13 protein-coding genes are annotated in these 19,115 nt (G+C 55.6%); 4 read left to right on the forward strand and 9 right to left on the reverse strand.

Annotated features, from left to right (window positions below; all coding sequences use genetic code 11):
* Window positions 1-93: 93 nt before the first annotated feature.
* On the reverse strand, window positions 94-1,983 hold the full coding sequence (gene typA / locus HG15A2_RS07835) for a translational GTPase TypA (protein WP_145059459.1): 1,890 nt from the start codon (window positions 1,981-1,983) through the stop codon (window positions 94-96).
* A 548-nt stretch (window positions 1,984-2,531) separates the two neighbouring features.
* On the opposite strand from typA, the gene HG15A2_RS07840 reads away from it, so the two are divergent.
* The gene (locus tag HG15A2_RS07840; protein WP_246117906.1) at window positions 2,532-4,190 is read left to right on the forward strand and encodes a hybrid sensor histidine kinase/response regulator; all 1,659 of its coding nucleotides are present in this window, start codon (window positions 2,532-2,534) and stop codon (window positions 4,188-4,190) included.
* 11 nt (window positions 4,191-4,201) lie between these two features.
* Window positions 4,202-5,365 (forward strand): metallophosphoesterase, encoded by a 1,164-nt coding sequence (locus HG15A2_RS07845; RefSeq protein WP_145059461.1) that lies wholly within the window; start codon window positions 4,202-4,204, stop codon window positions 5,363-5,365.
* An 80-nt stretch (window positions 5,366-5,445) separates the two neighbouring features.
* On the opposite strand, the gene HG15A2_RS07850 is transcribed toward HG15A2_RS07845, so the two are convergent.
* From HG15A2_RS07850 to HG15A2_RS07875, 6 genes are all read right to left on the reverse strand, one after another.
* Window positions 5,446-6,195 carry a class I SAM-dependent methyltransferase gene (locus tag HG15A2_RS07850; protein WP_145059463.1) on the reverse strand — a complete coding sequence of 250 codons (750 nt, stop codon included), beginning with the start codon at window positions 6,193-6,195 and terminating at the stop codon, window positions 5,446-5,448.
* 85 nt (window positions 6,196-6,280) lie between these two features.
* Window positions 6,281-8,314: a vWA domain-containing protein gene (locus tag HG15A2_RS07855; protein WP_145059465.1), complete on the reverse strand. Its 2,034-nt coding sequence runs from the start codon at window positions 8,312-8,314 to the stop codon at window positions 6,281-6,283.
* A gap of 260 nt (window positions 8,315-8,574) precedes the next feature.
* The gene (locus HG15A2_RS07860; RefSeq protein WP_145059467.1) at window positions 8,575-9,468 is read right to left on the reverse strand and encodes a DUF58 domain-containing protein; all 894 of its coding nucleotides are present in this window, start codon (window positions 9,466-9,468) and stop codon (window positions 8,575-8,577) included.
* Window positions 9,469-9,665: 197 nt separating this feature from the next.
* Window positions 9,666-10,682: an AAA family ATPase gene (locus HG15A2_RS07865; RefSeq protein WP_145059469.1), complete on the reverse strand. Its 1,017-nt coding sequence runs from the start codon at window positions 10,680-10,682 to the stop codon at window positions 9,666-9,668.
* Window positions 10,683-10,792: 110 nt separating this feature from the next.
* A complete protein-coding gene (locus tag HG15A2_RS07870; RefSeq protein ID WP_145059471.1) occupies window positions 10,793-13,903 on the reverse strand; it encodes a VWA domain-containing protein in 3,111 nt (1,036 codons plus the stop codon).
* A 274-nt stretch (window positions 13,904-14,177) separates the two neighbouring features.
* A complete protein-coding gene (locus HG15A2_RS07875; RefSeq protein ID WP_246117907.1) occupies window positions 14,178-15,158 on the reverse strand; it encodes an NHL repeat-containing protein in 981 nt (326 codons plus the stop codon).
* A gap of 276 nt (window positions 15,159-15,434) precedes the next feature.
* Here HG15A2_RS07875 and HG15A2_RS24950 point away from each other — a divergent pair, with 276 nt between their 5' ends.
* Together HG15A2_RS24950 and rpiB are read left to right on the forward strand one after the other, a co-directional pair.
* Complete coding sequence (locus HG15A2_RS24950; RefSeq protein WP_145059473.1) at window positions 15,435-16,565, forward strand: L-threonylcarbamoyladenylate synthase; 1,131 nt, start codon at window positions 15,435-15,437, stop codon at window positions 16,563-16,565.
* Between the two features lie 97 nt (window positions 16,566-16,662).
* Window positions 16,663-17,118, forward strand: coding sequence for a ribose 5-phosphate isomerase B (rpiB, locus tag HG15A2_RS07885; protein WP_145059475.1), 456 nt, complete (start codon window positions 16,663-16,665; stop codon window positions 17,116-17,118).
* Here the strand turns inward: rpiB and HG15A2_RS07890 are convergent, their stop codons facing one another.
* Window positions 17,119-18,582 (reverse strand): serine/threonine protein kinase, encoded by a 1,464-nt coding sequence (locus HG15A2_RS07890; protein WP_145059476.1) that lies wholly within the window; start codon window positions 18,580-18,582, stop codon window positions 17,119-17,121.
* 207 nt (window positions 18,583-18,789) lie between these two features.
* Window positions 18,790-19,074 carry a transcriptional regulator gene (locus HG15A2_RS07895; protein ID WP_145059478.1) on the reverse strand — a complete coding sequence of 95 codons (285 nt, stop codon included), beginning with the start codon at window positions 19,072-19,074 and terminating at the stop codon, window positions 18,790-18,792.
* Window positions 19,075-19,115 lie beyond the last annotated feature (41 nt).

Below are 19,115 nucleotides of genomic sequence, written 5' to 3' on the forward strand. Positions count from 1 at the left end.
GGTGCCCTCTCGCAAGCGTCGCACTACCTAGCAAATTCCCGGCAGACTGTTAGCCTGCGGCTATTGAGAGGGGAGAGGGGGAGTCGCTTGCTTCTAGCTCGACGCTTTTTTGCGTGCCTCTCGGCGGCGTTCAGATTCAATGAGCAGAGATTTACGCAGGCGGACCGAATTGGGGGTCACTTCGACCAGTTCGTCGTCTTCGAGGTACTCCATGGACGCCTCGAGCGACATTTGCCGCACCGGGCGGACCTGGGAATTATCGTCTTTGCCGGAAGCCCGCATATTGGTGAGTTTTTTCCCGCGGACCACGTTGACGACCAGATCCCCACCGCGGCAGTTTTCACCCACGATTTGGCCCTCATACACTTGGTCGCCTGGCTTGATAAAGAAGATTCCCCGGTCGTACAGCGCATCGAGGGCATAAGCCGTGGCTTGGCCCGTCTCGTTGGCAACAAGCACGCCCATGGCCCGTTGAGGCACCTCGCCCTTGACCGGCTCGTAGCCTAGAACGGTATGGTGCATGATCGCTTGCCCCTGTGTCGCGTTGAGCATGCGACTCCGTAGGCCCATGAGCGAGCGAGCCGGTAGTTTGAATTCCAGGTGCACGAAGCCGCTGGTCTGCGATCGCGAGCTCATCTTTACCAGCTCTGCCCTGCGGTCGCCCAGTAGCGACATGACAGCGCTCTGGCAGCTATCAGGGCAATCGACGACCAACTGCTCGATAGGCTCGCACTTCTGGCCATCGATTTCCCGCAAAATCACCTGCGGTTTGCCGACGCAAAGCTCGAAACCCTCGCGACGCATGTTTTCGATCAGAATCCCCAAATGCATCAGCCCACGTCCGGAAACGCGAAACTGCTCCTGCGAGTCTCCTGGCTCGACACGCAACGCCACGTTGGAACGGAGCTCCTTTTCCAAACGCTCGCCGATTTGGCGACTCGTGACGAATTTTCCATCTTGCCCGGAGAGCGGACCGTCACTCACGCGGAACACCATGTGGAGAGTCGGCTCGTCGATGGGCGTCGATGGCAGCGCGACAGGCGAATCGGCATCCGTCACGGTATAGCCGATCTCGATGGGTTCTAAGCCTACCAGGGCACACAGGTCGCCGGCGGCGACTTCTTCGACTTCAACCCGATCCAGGCCCTCAAACGCGAGCACTTGGCTAATTTGTCGAGAGCTGGAGGAACCGGAGGGATCAATGACTTGTACTTTTTGCCTGCGGCGAACTACTCCGGCGTGGACACGCCCAATGGCTACGCGTCCTACGTAGTCAGAGTAGTCCAGTGTCGTGACCTGCAGTTGTAGTGGGTCGTCCATTCGGCTGCCATCGTGTGGCGGGGGGACTTGCCCGATAATTTGATCGAATAACGGCTGGAGGTTGTCGTTCGGCTCGTCGAGATTGAGGGTGGCCCAGCCTTCGCGGGCAGATGCGTAGATCACCTGGAAGTCGAGCACGTCGTCGGGCGCGTCCAGGTCGACTAGGAGGTCAAACACCTCATCGACGGCTGCCTGAGGCCGTGCATCGGGCCGATCGACTTTATTCACGACGACGATAGGCTTGAGACCACGCTCCAATGACTTTTGCAGTACGAACCGCGTTTGCGGCATGGGGCCTTCGTAGGCGTCCACGAGTAGAAGCGTGCCGCTAGCCATGCCGAGCACGCGCTCCACTTCGCCGCCGAAATCGGCATGGCCTGGGGTGTCGATCAAGTTAATGCGGTAGGCCTCACCATCGGGCGTAGTGTACGTGACCGCGCAGTTCTTGCTGGTGATCGTGATGCCACGTTCCCGCTCTAAATCGTTGCTGTCGAGAATCAGCCCGTGCTGCCCTCCAGCCAGTTTAGTGAGCTCTTCCTCGCGGTAGAGGCCCGACTGGTAGAGCATCTGATCAACTAGCGTGGTCTTGCCGTGGTCGACGTGGGCGATGATTGCCACATTTCGCAGGTGGGCGGCATCGACAATGTTTCGGGTAACAGTCATAGGGCTGATCTAATGGATATTGGGCTGCGGGAGCTTAGGGGGCCTGCGGAGAACATCCTAGGTACGGTTGGGTCGCTTTGGGTTTCGACCTGCGGCGGGGCGTCAGATTCTACGCGATTATTGCTTCCGGCGTTAGCGGGGCCTGTAAAACTTGAAACTGTCTCCGAGCAAGAAAACATTGGAGAACTTTGGAAAAGTGGCAGAGTTGTTGTTCCAAAAAACGATCTTATACTTACAGTAGCAATAGAGGGATAAGTTGAGGCGTGGAGTAAGAGAGCCATTGTGCGGCATCACGCTAGCAATTTTCCCAAGAAATTTCCCATCGCAGGGCCCTGACGGACCTGTCCTGCGATCTCTGAGCGTTCCAAACACAAGCTTAGAACCACGCCGTGCCATCGGGACCGACTTCCTCTGAGCCCCAGTCTACGGAAGCGAGCAATGCCGCTTCCCCTACTCGGATTCTCTACCTGGGTGGCTCCAGTGATTCCCTGGTCGCGCTGAGGGAAAGATGCGGCGAAAAGGTTGAGGTCGTCGAAATCGACTCCACCTTGAAAGCTTTGGCCCTCGTCGCACGCCACAACTATGCTGCCGTGTACGTCGATGCGGAGTACTTTGCCGACGTCACCAATGTTGGCCAACTGCTCCAGAACGATCGTATACTACGTAGCATGGCCGACGGGGTCGTCATGCTCGACCGCGAAAATACGGTAATGTGGTTCAACGATTCGTTTGAGGCATGGTGCAAAGACGGCCAGCAAGTCATCGGTGGAAATTTCTATCGCGTGCTGGGCGGGCCGGAAATTCTCGGTCCTGACTTTTGTCCGTTTCACTCAGCGTTTGCTACCGGGGCCTGCAGCGTCTCGACACTACGCACCGAAGACAATCGCTACTTCAAGATTCACGCCACTCCCGTCTCTAAAAATGGTCCTATCGAAGATGTCGCTACCAAGGATGGATTCAGCAGCAGGCCTGCCAAGTCCGAGCCTGCCAAAACTGAACACCTGATTGTTACGGTCCACGACGTGAGCGACGAAGTCCTCCAGCAACAAAAACTTGCGGCCATTCATCAGGCGGGGACTGATCTCGCCGACCTGCTTCCCGACGAAGTTGCTACGCTCGACTACACCGAACGGGTCGACCTGTTGAAGGAAAACATCCTGCATTGCATGCAGGATGTTTTGCAATTAGATGTGATTGAAATTCGCATGCTTGACCAGCAAACACGCAAGCTTGAGCCCGTGATGGCTGTGGGCATGGCACCGGTGGCTGTCGAGCGAGAGCTGCTTGCGGATAGCTCTGGAAATGGTGTCACAGGGTTTGTGGCTTCAACGGGAAAAAGTTACCTGTGCGGACACACGACCGAAGACCCGTTGTATCTCGAAGGTGCGGAGGGAGCACGCAGCTCATTGACCGTACCGCTTATGCTGCACGACGTCGTGATCGGGACGTTGAACGTGGAAAGCCCCGAGAGCAATGCGTTCACGGAGAGCGACCTGCAGTTTTTGGAGATTTTTGCCCGGAGCGTAGCGGCGGCAATCAATACGCTCGATCTCCTGGCCGCCGAAAAGGCGAGTACCGCGGCTGCCAGCGTCGAGGCAATTCACAGCGCCGTGGCCTTGCCTATAGATATCATCCTGAACGATGCTGTGAATGTCATGGAGAGCTACATTGGGCACGATGAGCCGGTGCTGGAGCGTTTGCATAGGATCCTGCAGAACGCGCGAGATATCAAGATGATGATCCATGAAGTGGGGCAAAGCATGGCCCCTGTGACCGCCCAGGTAGGGCCGGACACCGACGAAAAACGTCCCATACTGGCCGGTAAGCGGATTCTCGTGGTCGATGATGACGATTCGGTTCGCGCGGCAGCTCACGAGTTGCTCGACCGTTACCATTGCGTACTCGAAACGGCACACAACGGTAACGAAGCAACCTACATGGTTCGAAATCTTTCCGAGAACGAACGCTACGACATCATCCTTGCCGATATTCGCCTCCCTGATATGAGCGGCTATGACCTTTTCATGAAACTGAAAGAGTTTCTCGATCCCGTGCCGTTGGTGCTAATGACTGGTTTCGGCTACGATCCGGGTCACTCGATTGTGAAGGCACGACGCGAAGGCGTACGCTCGGTACTCTACAAGCCGTTCCGTCTCGACCAATTGATCAGCACGATCGAAGATAATCTGCAAGCGTTTCAGGCGTAGAAAGCCCCGGCGTGAACTGGTTTACTTACGCGATCGCTTTTATTGGCCACGGCTTCCTATGGGTTGCGATTGTCAATCGCGTACACGCTTTTCCAATTCCGCGTCCCGTGCTGAAGAGCTTTACGCGAGTTTGTGTTTCGTTTTTTGTCGCAATCCCTGTGATGATAGCTCTCGCTCCGCTAACAATGGACTTTATTGTTCCTGAAGGAGGAAGCCAGTCTCTAGTTTTTGCCTTGGATGTTTTAGCGAAGAACTACGTTTGGCTATGCTGCCTTGTTGCCGTGTGCTCGTTGCTTGCAAAATGTTACGAGGCACGCCATCGATATGATTCCCATGTGGTCCTTGAATCAACTACGGAGGAGTTGGATTTCACAAAGGACCTTACTGAGTCACCTTTTCACGGCAAGTTTTCCGCGCGGATCGAGAAGATTCCTGGCAATCAGACTACTAAGCTCGCCATTGAAAAAAGAAGTTTACTGCTGCCAAACTTTCCGCCTGACCTGAGCGGTTTGAAGCTCATTCATTTGAGCGACCTCCACATGACCGGTCGATTGGATCGCAGCTACTTCGAGCGACTCACCGAGGAGGTCAACCGTCAGCAGCCCGATGTGATTGCTCTCACCGGTGACATCGTAGAGAAAACCGAGTGCTGGCCCTGGTTGGAGTCGACGCTAGGGGAAATGAATGCGCGGCTCGGGCGTTACTTTATTATCGGCAATCACGATCTGTTCATCGATCACGGAGAATCGATTCGTAAGTTAGAGCAACTCGGCTGGACCTACCTCGGCGACGATTGGCACGCTACCGTGTGGGATGGTGTGAACGTGGCCCTTGGCGGCAACGAAATGCATTGGAAAGGCCCGCCGGCGGAGCCCCCAGGGAAGCAGCAGGGCGAGTTCCGCCTCGTGCTGACCCATTCGCCCGACCAATTCCCTTGGTGTCGCGAAGCAAAAGCCGACCTAGCCCTGGCAGGCCACACGCACGGCGGGCAATTTTGCGTGCCCGTGCTGGGCCCGATCGTCAGCCCCAGTGTGCACGGCACTCGCTATTGTTGCGGCGTGTTTCGCTTTGGCGAAACTGTGCTGCACGTGAGCCGAGGTGTCAGTGGGAAGATGCCTTTGCGCTTGAACTGCCCACCAGAACTGGCCGTACTAACACTAACGGTTGACGATTAGAGATCACCACAAAGGACACGAAGATCACAAAGATTTAGTTTCGTTTCTTTGTGCCCTTGGTGGTTCCAAAATATAGTGGTTTAAACCTTCTCAATCTCTACACAAATGCCACCGGCACGAATTGCCTGGTGCATTTTGGTGAACCAAAGTTCTTGCTTCCACTTGAGGTTCAACTTCTCGCATAGTCGCATGAGTTCCGCACGATTGTAAGTCCGGCAGCACCACAGGCGGCTTGTCCAAGCGCCCGAGAAGTTGTCCTCGGTCGTGAGTAAGAACATTCGGCCGCCCTTTTCCAACACGCGAGCCATCTCGGCTAGGCCCGGCTCGGGGTCGGGCAAGTGCTCCAGCACGTAGCCACAGGTAATGCAGTCAAACGCTCCATCGCGAAATGGCAAGTGCGCGAGGTCCGCTGTCACGAATCGGGGGCTACCATCCTTGAGGCGATTTCGTGCTCGTCGTAGCATCTGCCGCGATAGGTCGGTGCAGGTGAGCTCCGCTTCCGGATCGGAATAGCGTAGAACATGCCCGGCAAGTTGCCCGGCACCGCTACCAACATCAAGAATCGACCGGCAGCCGCGCAGGTCGAATTTTCTGTTACGGAAGATTCGCTTGCCCAGTGGGATGTGCAGAGAGAGTGTGCTGCAGGTTGATAGCAGTGCGCCCTTGGGGCCACTGTAGACGCGTTTCACCTTGCTACGATAATCGTCGCCGCTAAGTTTGCGGATCGCATCGTTCTCGATCAGCTTTTGCAGCGAACGCTTGCGAGGCTTTTTTCCACCGCGGCTACGACGTGGCACTTTGGATGGGCTCGATTTCAGGGCGTTGGGCATACTGGTTCCGTCTCACAGTTTCCGTTTCACAGGCCGCTATCCCCTAAGGACAACGGTACTACTCTTTAGGCCGAGAATCGCAGGCTCACACGTACACGCGACGATTGTATATGTACCATTCCAAGACCAGCACGGCCAGTACCGCTACCAGCAGCCACTGCCAAAGCTCCTTACGGGCAGGGCTTTCCCGTTGAGCGGCGTCAACGTCTACGTAACCGATAGAAAGCGACTCGACGGTCTGTACCTTGTCCTCGTCGTCCTGACGTACTCGCAGGGGCACATCGCTCTCCTCACGGTCGAAGAGGTTCACCGCAAACCGCCGCACCGTCTTCCCACCGGAGGTCACCTCGTAAATGCCAAGTTGATCAGTCTCGTGGAAGGTGAATTTGCCTTTTTCTGGACGCTGTCGTTCACGTTGCTGGCCGTCGGGTAGGGTGATCGTGACTTCCTTCTCGACGCCCACGAGATTGAGTTCCACGCTTTTGCCGGGACGGAAACTGGAGTCGCGCAGCTGTGACGCACCGCCCAGATATTCGATCGTGTTGAGGCAAAAGTTGGGGAAGCTGAACGAGCGCGGCCAGTTCGTATTCACATTCACGTTGCCCTCTTGATCGACGCCAACTAATTCGAATCCTAGCACGGCATCCTCGAAGGCACCGCGGGGAGCGATCGCGGCAATCGGTCCCTTAGTACTGTCAATGAGTATCGTTCCCCCCGGCGGCGGATCGACCTCGATCGTGTCGATGATCTGCACGTTGCCAAGTTCCACAAGATTGAGCAACGGGTGGCTGCGCTGCCAGTCGATGATCTGCGGACCGAACACCGGCTCTTTGCCAGACTCCTCCTGCCAACCGGGCAGCGGCGGAATGCGGCCGATGAACAGAGTGTTGGAGGGTGGCATTTGCTCGGGAGCGTACTGATCGTAAATGATCAGGTCGAAAACCTCCGCCTGAATCTGGCGTTTCAACTCTTCCTGCTTGAGCTCCTCAGGCGTCACTACCTTGATTTCAGCGAGTCGTTGGGTGCGTTCCGTGTTCAGAGCGATTTCTAGCGTAGTGTTGCCAGGCGTGACCAAGAGAACTCTCGTGTCGCGCACCGGATCCAGCACGGCGTAGGCGGTGTTATCGAGATCGAGTGCATCTTTGAAGGCAGCCGGCGCGGTGAGTTTGGCCTGCAGAACTCCACTGGCAACTTCTCCAAGACGAAACGTATACGAAGTGCTCTGGCCCGCAGGGCAGTCTACATCGGCTGCGTCGAGCAACGTACCATCAAGCGTGACCACCACTTCCGCCGATGTGTCTTGGGAGCTTGCGTTGGCAATTTGAACGAACGCTTGGCGCTCGTTCACGGAGTTCTCACTACGCCGAGTATTAAACGCGGTAATCGCCAGGTTTTCTGACTCTGGCGAGCCAATGGGCAAATACTTGGGCTTGAGATTCCCCAGAGAAAAGCCTTCGACAGGTCCAAATCGCCCGTCGCTGAATAGGAAAAGCTCGACCGGCTCGGGAGCCGCAGCATCGAACGCAGGGCCGTTCTCCTCAACGATCACTTTCTCCGGGTTGGCGAACCCGTCGGCCAATTCCAATGCTCCGCGAATCTCAGTCTGCCGCGCGGTAGGTTCGATGCGTTCCAACGCTTTGCGAAGGAGGCGGCGATTGTCGGTAAACTCCTGAGCCAAGTTGGGCCGGTCGGAGAAAGTGACGATCATAGCGGACATGTCGGACTCAAGTTGATCCACCAATGCCGCAACTTGCTGCTTTGCTGCGTCTAGCCGCGTTGCGTCATCAGCGTCTTCGGTATTCATGCTCGCCGAGTTGTCGATTACGAAGATAAACTTCTTTCCTTCCAGCCGTTGTCCTTGCCAGCCGGGTCGCAGCAGTGCAAGCATTGCCAGGAGTACCAGCAGCAACTGCAAGAGCAACAGCAGGCTCTGCCGCAGTCGTTGCCACAAACTGTTCACGCGTAGGTCTTCAATCACTCGATGCCACAAGTACGTGCTTGGCACTTCCAGCGGCGTGCGCCGCAGCTTCAAAAAATACAACGCAAAGATCGCCGGCAGCACCAATCCAATGGCGGTCCAAGCAGCAGGGCCAAGCGTGTTACGGAAGATGTAATCCATAAGGGTAAGTGCTTTTTTTGAACCACAGAGGACACGGAGGTTCACAGAGAGTGTTTTATGGGAGCCGCGGATGAACGCAGATCGGACGGATTATCTACATTTCTGATTCCAGGGTGATCCTCTAGGGTTCTTTCTACATAGCCAAATTGCAAGACTCTCAATCGATCTGCCTGAATTCGTCGAATTTGCATACACCCGCGTCCCATTCTTCTGTTCCCTCTGTGAACCTCCGTGCTCTCTGTGGTTCAAGAACAAAGGGCTTAACGCACCAAGCCACGTCGTCGCAAGTGCTGAGCGACCAACTGCTCCACCGGCGTCTGCGTATTGGCCAGCAAGTAGTTCATCCCACGACGGTTGCAAAATTCCTGCACACCACCAGTGAAGGCTTTCAGCGTGCGATCGTAACGGGCCAATAGTGGGGCGCTCACAGTAATTTCGGCCTCGTCGGCATCCTCACAATCGACCAGCTTCAAATCGCCCTTCACGTCCGGCTCCAGCTCTTCCTGCGAAAGGATTTGAATGACGTAGCAGTCCATGTCGTGCGACATAAAATAACGCAGAGCCTGCTCGTAGCCACTCTTATCCATCATGTCGCTCAGCAGCAGTACGATACCACGGCCCGAATTCCGCAGGCAGAAATTCTTCACGCCCTCCGCAAGCGTGGCCGTCTCGCCAGCTTCAATGTTCTCTAGCTGCTCCAGCATGCGCCAAACATTGTGCCGCCCACGCAGCACGGGCGTGCGCTCACGCGCTTGTTGGCCGAGCGTTTCAATGCGCACTCGGTCTGCCCGCACGAGGCCAATGAACCCCATTGCGGCGGCCAGTTGTTTGGCGTATTGCAGCTTGCTGGGATCGCCAAAGTCCATCGACATGCTGGCATCGATGAGCGTGTAAAAGTGCAGGTCCTCTTCTTCCTGGAACAGCTTAATGATCAGCTTGTCGAGCCTTGCGTAAAGATTCCAATCCAGCAACCGTAGATCGTCTCCAGCGACGTAATTGCGAAAGTCAGCAAACTCCACGCTCTGCCCCTTGCGCTTGCTGCGGCGCTCTCCTTTGAGTTGCCCGCGGAATATCTTACGCGTGACCAACTCCAATCGCTCGAGCTGATTAAGCAGCGCGGGGGTCAGCAGTTCAGATTCGGGGGCAGTGGGCATAGTTCTACAAGACTGAAGCTCTAGTTATTTGAACCACGGAGGATACGAAGAGCACGAAGTTCGGATTAATAATTTACACACTGAAAAACGCGGTTGCGGCGGATTGGCCTCGATGTCTATTTAATAGAGCTCATTCTTCCTCCGTGCTCTCCGTGTCCTCTTTGGTTCAAAGCTAAACGGTCTCAAAGACCGTTAATCTAAGCTGCTGAGGCATCGTCCGCTTTCTCGGGCACGTGCTTGAGGATGTCTATCAGCACGGCATCTGTCTCGATACCCTCGGCTTGGGCCTCAAAGTTGAGAATCACGCGATGACGCAAAGCCGGCAGGAACACGCGGCGGATGTCGTCGAAACTGACGTTGAAACGGCCGGCGAGCAGCGCTCGGACTTTCGCGGCCAGCGTGATCGTCTGCGCACCGCGTGGGCTGCTGCCCCAGCGGAGGTACTTGTTCGTGGCAGGCTGTGCGAACGGGCCTTCGGGGTGCGTGGCGAGCGTGAGCCTCACGATGTAATCCTGCACGTGCGGAGCGACGATTACCTGCCGGACCAGTTGCTGCCACTCGACGATCTCTTTGCCGTCCATGACTTTCTCTGGTTCGATTACTATGCCGCGAGTAGTGCGATCAATGATCGTGGCGAGTTCTTCTCTGCCAGAATAACCAACGATCAGTTTGAAGAAAAACCGGTCGAGCTGCGCCTCAGGCAGCGGATAGGTGCCCTCTTGCTCCAGCGGGTTTTGCGTTGCCATGACGAAAAAGGGCGGCTCCATAGGAAACACTTTGCCAGCGATGCTCACGCGTTTTTCCTGCATCGTTTCGAGCATGGCCGATTGGGTCTTTGGCGTGGCTCGATTGATTTCGTCCGCCAGGCAGATCTGCGTAAAGATGGGCCCTTTTTGAAACTGGAACTCGCGACCTCCCTCGGGCGTTTCGACAACCATATTCGTGCCAAGAATATCAGCCGGCATCAAGTCGGGCGTGAACTGGATGCGCGAGAAGTCGAGATCGAGCGTCTGCGAAAGCGTCTTCACGAGCAGAGTCTTCCCCAAGCCCGGCACGCCTTCCAGTAAACAGTGTCCACCCACAAACAGGCAGGTCAGCACGCCGTGGACGATGTCACTGTGGCCGACAATCACTTTGCCGATTTCTTCGCGCACCGCTTTGTATCGCTGGGCAAACTGCTCGGCTTGTTGTTCAAGTTTCGCTGCGTCGCTCATAGGTTTCTCTTCAGAGTTATGCGTTGATAGGTAGCACCCGGTTGTTTGTAGTTCCGACTGAAGGTGGGACTACGAACAGATAGCTGGATAAACTTCTTTCGATAAATGATTTACCTGTTGTCTTTGTCCTGGTCACGATCCCGCCAAACTTGCTTCTTCGCTTTAAGGAGTCGCTCAGTATACGAAATTCCCTCGTCCTCTTTTGAATCTTGCCCCATCGCTTGCGGTTTCGCCGCGGCGGGCTTCAGAACCGCTTCAGTAGCTTGAGGGCCTGTGGAAGCTGCTGTTGCCGATTTGTCCGCAGCTTGCTCGCTCTCAGGTTCCTCAAATCGCGTTGAAGCTTGTCGGCTAGCAATTTGTTTACCGACTTCCTGCTTGCGACTTCTCAGGCGGGACATCGTTTCAGGCACGGGCGCCTCTACTTGGCGACGGAGCACAAAGTTGGTGACCTTCAGCCATACAGGTTTCAGCCACTCAAGGTTCAGCTGCACACGGCGGATGAAGATGTCGCTCCAGAATAGGCAACTCCCCAATACAACAAGCCAGGGCCAGATCGATTGATTCGCCACTGCGGGCGGTAAGTCGAACCTAAATGGGTTAGGCGCGGAGCCATCGTCGCTACTCGTGGAAACATCGTTGAGCCCGCCCTCGAGGAGTTCCCCCACGGGGCCGTCTCCAGCCTGGAGGTCTGCGAGCGACTCTAGCAGCGTGAGGTTGGTCTCTGTGTCGCGATACTCGGCCGAGTAGCCGATGTTTACGCCGGTGCGAATCGGCGCTTTGCCTGGGCCCGGGTTCACAACCACTAGGTAGCTGCCAGCTTCTTCGGAGTCGAATTCGCCAACATAGCGGCCGGGGGCAGTCTGTTCGATGCGCACGGGTAGCGGTTTGCGATCAGGCGTGACTACCGTGGCAGACATCGATTGATCGTTGAGGAATTCCTCTTGGGCATCGAGCGCAGTGACGATGATCTGCGTCTTGCCGTCACGAACATCCGTGGCCACGTTGTAGTTGCCCGTGTCGCCGGTAGGTCGCATGGCCCAACGCACCGCTTGGCTGAACAGTTTGTCGTAGCCGTCCCAGGCAGTCCACTCGTCTGTCCACAGTGCCCCAGCATCAGTGGTAAGCGCCACGGAGCGGCCCGCGCCGTAGGTCCAGCTAGCAAGGACCGTAGCGTTTTTTTCCATCTCTGGCTTGGGCGCGCGCAAGATCACTTCGACCAACGGGTTCTCTTTGATGGTAGTCAGTACGTAACCTTTGATGGGCGGAATCGTCGTGATGTCGATTCCCTTAAGTATGTCGTGTTGGGTGACTTCGTACGGCTGAACCGGCGGCTTGGGTTCGTAAACCAACGGACGAGAAACGCGGCGAGCTTCTTTCTGATAAATCTTGGGTAGGGCTTTCGCGCTGCTTACGGCGTAATACTTGCCGCCGGTTCGCTTGGCGATGTCTTGCATGGTCTTGCTACCTAGAGCGCCGTGCGAGCGAACGGCAACCGTGGTAACTTTCGCCTTTTGTTTGATGAGCGCCTGGATGGTAGAGTTTTTCGGCGGTGTAGGATCGCCATCGCTGATGATAATCATATGCTTCACGGAGACTTCCCCCGGGGGTAGCCCTGCGAATCCTTTGGCAGCCATCGCCATCGCGCCATCGAAGGCGGGCATATCGCCGATGGCCATGCGATCGACGCGGGCGAGCATCATTTTCCTGTTCGGGCCGGTCCGCAGCAGGCCGCCCTTGGACTGGCCCCACAGCCATTGGTCGCTACCGTTCCACTGCACCATGCCGCAGAAGTCGCGATTGCCGAGCAGTTTGATCGACTCCACCGAGATGCGTTTTTGCCAGTAGTTGCTGTCGGGCATTTCGCCGGCGTGCATCATGAGCACCAACGCCCCAACGGGCACCACCTTCGCGCTCTTGATTTGAAAATCGACCGGCATGGCCTTCTCCAGTTCCGTACCGTTCCAACCGCCGGCTCCGTAGGTATCTGGTCCGCCGATCATGACTAGTCCGCAACCCAGCTCGCGTGTATTCCTCACGAGCATTTCAATCTGATCGTCGCTGAAACTGGCCACGTTGTCCGCATCGGAGCCCGAGCTGCGCGACACATTGCCGAGAATCACTGCGTCGTAGCGTTGTAGTTCTGCAAGCGAAGTGAACAGCCGGTCACTGCCGCGTAGAGTCACCTCGATATCCTTCTCTCGCAGCCGATTGGCCATCGTGTCGAAGCCGCCAGGTGTTTCCCAGTTTTCGATCAGCAACACGTGTCCTTTGCCCCGCACGTGTGAGAATGCGGTTGCGCGATTGTTTTGTGTCATCCCATCATCGGCAGTATTTTCAGGCGAGAAGCGCGCTGTGTACGTGTAGAAATCGGGTTGGTCGATCTTCTCTGAAATGGAGAACACGCGCTTGCCGGGCGGGATCTCTACGGTGTCTTCAGTGACAATTTCAGTGCGATCGCCCGCGCTGCGCGTGATTATCAGCTTGCCCCGGACCGGTTTGCCACCACTGCCAGAACCTTCGGTTGATTGATCGTCGTTACTCAGCACGACACGCATCTCGAAAGGTTGCCCACGTCGCACGCCTGAGGGCAAATCGACTTTCTCGACAGCCACTTCACTCCGCGGGGCGATCATCACAGGCACGACCCACAGGCTTGTGCCAGCGTCGGTTGCGGCTCGCGCTTCGCGATACGCGTCGCCCAGGTTTTGATTTCCGTCGGTCACCAGCACAATACGACGAGCAGCGTCATGAGGGAAGATGGCTTGCGCACGCTGAATGGCGGTGCCGACGTCAGAGTATTCTGGATCGAGCAGGCTCTCGACGCGACCGATCGGGATGTTCACATCGACCAGCGGAACTTCGACCTCTGCGTCTCGACCGAACACGACCACTGCGTAGCGATCGTTTCGGGCCGTGTTCCGATTGTTCTCTAGCGAAGCCTTCACATAGTCAAGCATCGCCTCGCGCTGTTCGCCGGGGATGCTCAGTGATTGGTCAAGAAGATAGATGACTGAGAGACGGTCGCTACGCCGTTGGTACTGCACATCGGCCAGTGCGAAGATGATCAACAACGCGACGAGCGTACGCAGCGTTAGTGCGGCCCAACGTCGCCAGCGTCCCAGCCCTGCCAGGCTGCGATATCCTAGCCACCACATCAGCGGAATAACCGCTAGGAATAGCAGATAGCCAGGACTATCGAAGGTAAGACTATGCTCGAACATGTGCGTCTATTGTAGCGAACTTGCTGGCAAGTTGGTGAACGCTCTCAGCCTGTTTTTAACCGCCAAGGATGCAAAGATCGCCAAGAGATTCAGTAGGCGACCGTCTCTCACTAAAATGCTGAACATTCTGCTGACGTAAGAACAATGCGGAAGGGTTGGAAATTAAAGCAAGAAATAATGAGTGACTGCCGCCCGCAGAGCTATACAAGCTCACTCGGCCAATACTCGATTCGAATCTTGGCGGTCTTTGCATCCATTGTGGGGTAATTGGCCTCTAGAAACGGATCCGTTGCACTCGGTGATTGTTGGAATCAACGACGAACAGCCGCCCCTTTTGATCTAATGCTAATGCCCACGGATTGTTTAGTTGACCAGACTCACGCCCGTGGGTGCCCCATATGCCGAGTGACTTGCCCTCAGGCGTGAACTTTTGCACGCGGTGATTGCCGTATTCGCAGATGTAAAGGTTGCCCTCGTCGTCGAGAACTAAATCGTACGGATAATACAACTCGCCCGGCTTGCTGCCCTCGGTTCCCCAACTGGTGAGCAATTCCCCTTTGGTGTCAAATGCTTGCACGCGATGATTGCAGGCATCAACGACCCAGATGCGGTCGCCCTCGGGCGTGCCTATTTGGACGGTTAAGTTTTGCGGGCGGCGGAATTGCCCCATTTCCTCGCCATGCCCGCCCCACTGCAGAAGAAACTCACCCTCGGGTGAAAACTTTTGGATGCGATCGTTCGTGCCATACTCGCCGACATAAAGATTGCCCTGGGAGTCTTCCACCGCATCAGTCACAAATCCGAATTCACCATGCGCTTCTCCCTTGGTTCCACCGAGGGTTTGCTCCTCAAGTAGTTCTCCGTCGGGCGTGTATTTGAGAACTTGGAAATAATGGGTATCGGCCACCAACAAGCGGCCCTGGTGATCGAAGCTCAACCCAGAGGGGCGGCCATTTATGGACGCGGGTGTCTTCCAACCTCTTAGGAAATTGCCTTCTGGATCGTAAACCTGAATCCGGGCAGTCATGTCCACGAGGTAGAGATTCCCCGCGGAGTCGATTGCCGCGGCTCGCGGTTTCTGCAAATCGCCCGCAGAGATACCCTGCTTTCCCCAAACTGCTTCGACACGGCCGGTTCCGGGCTCGCGCTCGCTTTGAATGCAGCCGCCCAAACCAACAATGACTAACGCCAGTGCCCAAATTGCGCAGCTTCTCTTCGATTGACTAGCTGGTCCGGTAGGGCATTTAGAGTTCACTTCGATCAGCGGCAACGCGTTAGCGTCCGATTTTGGGGTATGAGGAATGGCAGGAACCGTAGGTAAACCTCTAGCGGCTGATTCAAATTTTTAATCTGTGGTTTGATTGGTAGGTTTCGGCTACTGCTTGACCGTAAGGAAAAGCAGCCGATATATTCAGGGTCTCGCCTAAGCTTATCAGAGATAGGTGGATTAGGCCTGCAAGTATTGTTGCCTGAGGTCCACTGGCTGTCATCTGACAGACACTTCCTTTATTTCAGTAATCGTTCGTCGTCTATGCCGCCTTTGGTTATCAATCTACGGAAGGCGAGCGATCGACGTGATCTGGTACATCGCGCCGTCCAGACGCTGGCAGAGGGGAAACTGGTGGTGTTTCCCACCGAGACCGTTTACGGTGTGGCCGCTAGTGTGCAGTGTCCAGCGGCTGTAGATAGGATATATGCCGCCAAGGGGCGCCCACGGGACTCGCCGCTGGCACTGGCGATGAAGAGCTACGACGATGCAATGGACTATATTACTGGAATGTCTGGCATAGCCCAAAGGCTAGCTCGACGTTGTTGGCCGGGCCCGATTACACTGGTAATGTCCCACGGTGAAGATGGCAGTTTAGTTCAAAATCTTCATCCGCAGGTTCTCCAGGCAGTTTCCTCGGAAGGCCGCGTGGGCATTCGAGTGCCGTCGCACCCAGTGATTCATGACGTGTTGAGGATGCTATCCGGCCCGTTGGCATTCACGAGTGCGAATCTCAGTGGACAGCCAGCAGCCGTCACTGGAGAGGAAGCAGCAAAGAACCTCAGCGATTATGTTAGCCTCGTGCTGAACGACGGGCCGTGCCACTACGGTCAGCCGAGTACCGTGATCGCAGCGGATGCGCATGGTTGGCGGTGTTTAAGAGAGGGAGTGGTCCCTCAATCGGCTTTAGAAAGATACTCTAGCATGCTCATTCTACTGGTTTGCACTGGCAACACTTGCCGAAGTCCGATGGCAGAAGCTATTTTGAAGGGACTGATAGCCAAGAAACTCGCTTGCACGGTTGAGGAGTTGGAGTCTCGTGGTCTGAGAATTGGGTCGGCTGGGGTAGCAGCCTCCCCGGGATCCGCCGCTTCTCCCGAAGCGGTAGATGTGCTCAAAGGGCAAGGAATGGACATCTCCGGTCATCGGTCGCAACCCTTGGTTCAGGACTTAGTGAACGAAGCAGATTTAATCCTCACGCTCACCAACGTACACCGCGAGGCAATTCTGCGGACCTGGCCTCAAGCCGATTCCAGAACGAAGACCCTACGAGTAGACGGTGGCGATGTGAGCGATCCGATAGGGGCGCCTCTGGATGTTTACCGTCGTTGCGCAGCACAAATTGAACAAGCTTTGGGCGAGCGAGTCGAAGAAATCGTGGCGGAGTTGAGTTAGCTAATCCCGTCTCGACGGATATCGGTTTCACCGAATCACCAAGTCGAAAAATTACTGTAACACTGAGCTTCAACCAAATTATAGGGAGGTCCACGCCATGCGTTTTGTCATCGGAAGCGACCACCGAGGATTCCATTTAAAAGAGAAACTCACCGCCCTTCTGCAATCCAAGGGACATGAGGTAGAAGATGTTGGCACGTGCTCCCAGGAGGCGGTCGACTACCCTGACTTCGCCGTTGTCGCTGCCAGCAAAGTGAGCGAGGGGGAAGCCGATCGCGGCATTTTGATTTGCGGTACGGGCATCGGCATGGCGATTACAGCCAATAAATTCAAAGGAGTGCGCGCCGCGACCTGCACTGACGAGGTGACTGCTGAAATCAGCCGTCGCCACAATAACCTTAATATGCTCTGTCTGTCGGCCGACATGCTCAGCCCACGTATCGTCGAACGTATGGTTGAAGTATGGGTGGAAACTGAGTTCGAAGGAGGTCGCCACCAGCGGCGCATTGATAAAATCACCCAGGCTGAGGCAAGTAACTGTTCAAGCAGCTAGCTACTTCGCAGGAGCGACAGCCCGGGCAGCTTTCAAGAGGGCCACACGCAGCTCTTTTGATTTCACAGGCATCTGAAGCAGAATACGGTGCGGCGCGATTTCGACTTCCCCAGCCCAATCGGCATGTTGATCGCCGAGCAACAGAACTGCCGGCAGGCTTTTCGTCGCCGTTTCATGCCCTATACGATTGAACGCATCGAGCGACTCTCGACCAATTTCGCCTGTGCAAATCAGCAGTAGGTCGATACTACTCGCGTCGTTGTAGAGGCTCTCAAACACGCGATCAGGCGAACTCGTCACGAGCACGCGATATCCGCACGTTTTGAATAATTTTCGAAACAGGTTCTGCATTTTCACGTCGGATTCGACGATCATGAGCTTGCGACACTCCCCTTGGTCGTCATGCCCCTCGAGTTTCTTGCCTTCTTGTTGGTTGGCAGGAGAGCTACCGACACCATCCTCTACCCTCTTATGGGCCAGTTTCAAGTCCGCCAGCATCTCGCCAGGCGTTTGGTAGCGGCGCGAGGGTTCAAATTCCAGGGCTTTGGAGACGACGCGTGCCAAGGCGATTGGCACATCGGGTGCCACAATGCCGATCGCTTTAATGTCTTTGAATCGACTCTTGCTCAGGCGTTGTGCCCGTTCGCGAGTTTCACTCAGCGCGGCGACCCCACTTAGCAATTGGTAGTAGATGCTGCCCACGAAGAAGATGTCGCTGCGAGCATCGTCCTTGCGCACATTGGTAGAACGCTCGAGCCCCGCGTAGTCGATCGTACGCGGATTCGAGTCTTCGGCGTCCATACCCCCCTGGCCTGCCAGGCCAAAATCCAAGAGCTTTGCTTGTCCATCGCTCGAAAGGATGACGTTGGACATCTTTAAGTCACGATGCGACACGCCCTGCTGAAAGGAGTAGTGAAGCCCGGTAACCATATCGATCAGGATGCGTGTTGCTTCCAGTGGTTCGAATTTGCCGCGTACCTTGTAGAAGTCGCGCAGATTGCGGCCTTCGACAAAATCCATGACGAGATAGTGGACGCTTCCTTTCGAGAACACCTCGTGGATCGCCACGATGTTAGGATGTTTCAGCTGCATGCCGAGTTCTCCCTCGCGACGGAATTGCTCGGCCTCATCGGGGATTGAGCTGTAGCGTTTGCGAAGCACCTTGATGGCAAACTGTTCGCCCGTAACTTTGTGCGTTGCACGGAACACTCGCGCAAACGTGCCCGCTCCAACTCCGTAGAGGACTTTGTAGTCGCCGTAATAGAAGCCGGTGCGGAGTCCTTCACACAGTCGATCAAGCTGATAATTCGTCAGCAGGCCGCTGCGAAGTAATGATTGCTTGAAGGGTTCAAGCTCGACATTGCGCGTGCCGAATTCACTCCACACGTTCCGGAGGTCGGACTCCGTGACGACATCAACGTCGATCGCACGTTGGGCAAGTTTTTCAGCCGTCAGTGTGCCCATAGCGTGCTGCAAGTCCCACAATAAGCCTGCCTGTCAGCTCACTACTCCCCCAAGGCAAGGTGCTGGTCCTGCCTCTGTTGAGAACTTAGGCGAATTGAATTCAAAATCAGTAAGTGAACAATCAAGGATACCATACCGAAGCTACTCTGCCCTAGCGCCCCATACTCACCAGCTAGGGAAGGTAGTAGATACTGGATACGTCGCTGCTCAGTTTTCGGTATCTTCAAGCTTCACGCGATACTCGTCGCGTTCTCGGCGAGTCGCTTCCAAATCGAACATCAAGTATTTCATATCCAAGCGAAGCTGGCTCAGAGCATCTTGCACTAGTGAGAGTATCCGGCGGCGACGTTTTGTGCTTTCAACGACAGCATCCACCAAGGGAGCAACCTGGCTAGCGTACGGCTCGGGCAATGCCTGAATGGCAGCGGCAAGTTTTTCGAGATCGGCTGGCACCTGAACTTCAGTGGCAGCGGACGAGGGCATGTGACTCATGGTGCTTCTCCAAGTGACGAGTTTTGATGTTGGCTTAGAAA

The organism is Adhaeretor mobilis (assembly GCF_007741515.1).
GTDB classification, from domain to species: domain Bacteria; phylum Planctomycetota; class Planctomycetia; order Pirellulales; family Lacipirellulaceae; genus Adhaeretor; species Adhaeretor mobilis.

Excerpts from the sequence above, each read along its gene's own strand:
- HG15A2_RS07870 (WP_145059471.1), bottom strand. The coding sequence starts at position 13,903 with ATGTTCGAGCATAGTCTTACCTTCGATAGTCCTGGCTATCTGCTATTC.
- HG15A2_RS07895 (WP_145059478.1), bottom strand. The coding sequence starts at position 19,074 with ATGAGTCACATGCCCTCGTCCGCTGCCACTGAAGTTCAGGTGCCAGCC.
- HG15A2_RS24950 (WP_145059473.1), top strand. The coding sequence starts at position 15,435 with ATGCCGCCTTTGGTTATCAATCTACGGAAGGCGAGCGATCGACGTGAT.
- HG15A2_RS07850 (WP_145059463.1), bottom strand. The coding sequence starts at position 6,195 with ATGCCCAACGCCCTGAAATCGAGCCCATCCAAAGTGCCACGTCGTAGC.
- typA (WP_145059459.1), bottom strand. The coding sequence starts at position 1,983 with ATGACTGTTACCCGAAACATTGTCGATGCCGCCCACCTGCGAAATGTG.
- HG15A2_RS07860 (WP_145059467.1), bottom strand. The coding sequence starts at position 9,468 with ATGCCCACTGCCCCCGAATCTGAACTGCTGACCCCCGCGCTGCTTAAT.
- HG15A2_RS07865 (WP_145059469.1), bottom strand. The coding sequence starts at position 10,682 with ATGAGCGACGCAGCGAAACTTGAACAACAAGCCGAGCAGTTTGCCCAG.
- rpiB (WP_145059475.1), top strand. The coding sequence starts at position 16,663 with ATGCGTTTTGTCATCGGAAGCGACCACCGAGGATTCCATTTAAAAGAG.
- HG15A2_RS07890 (WP_145059476.1), bottom strand. The coding sequence starts at position 18,582 with ATGGGCACACTGACGGCTGAAAAACTTGCCCAACGTGCGATCGACGTT.
- HG15A2_RS07855 (WP_145059465.1), bottom strand. The coding sequence starts at position 8,314 with ATGGATTACATCTTCCGTAACACGCTTGGCCCTGCTGCTTGGACCGCC.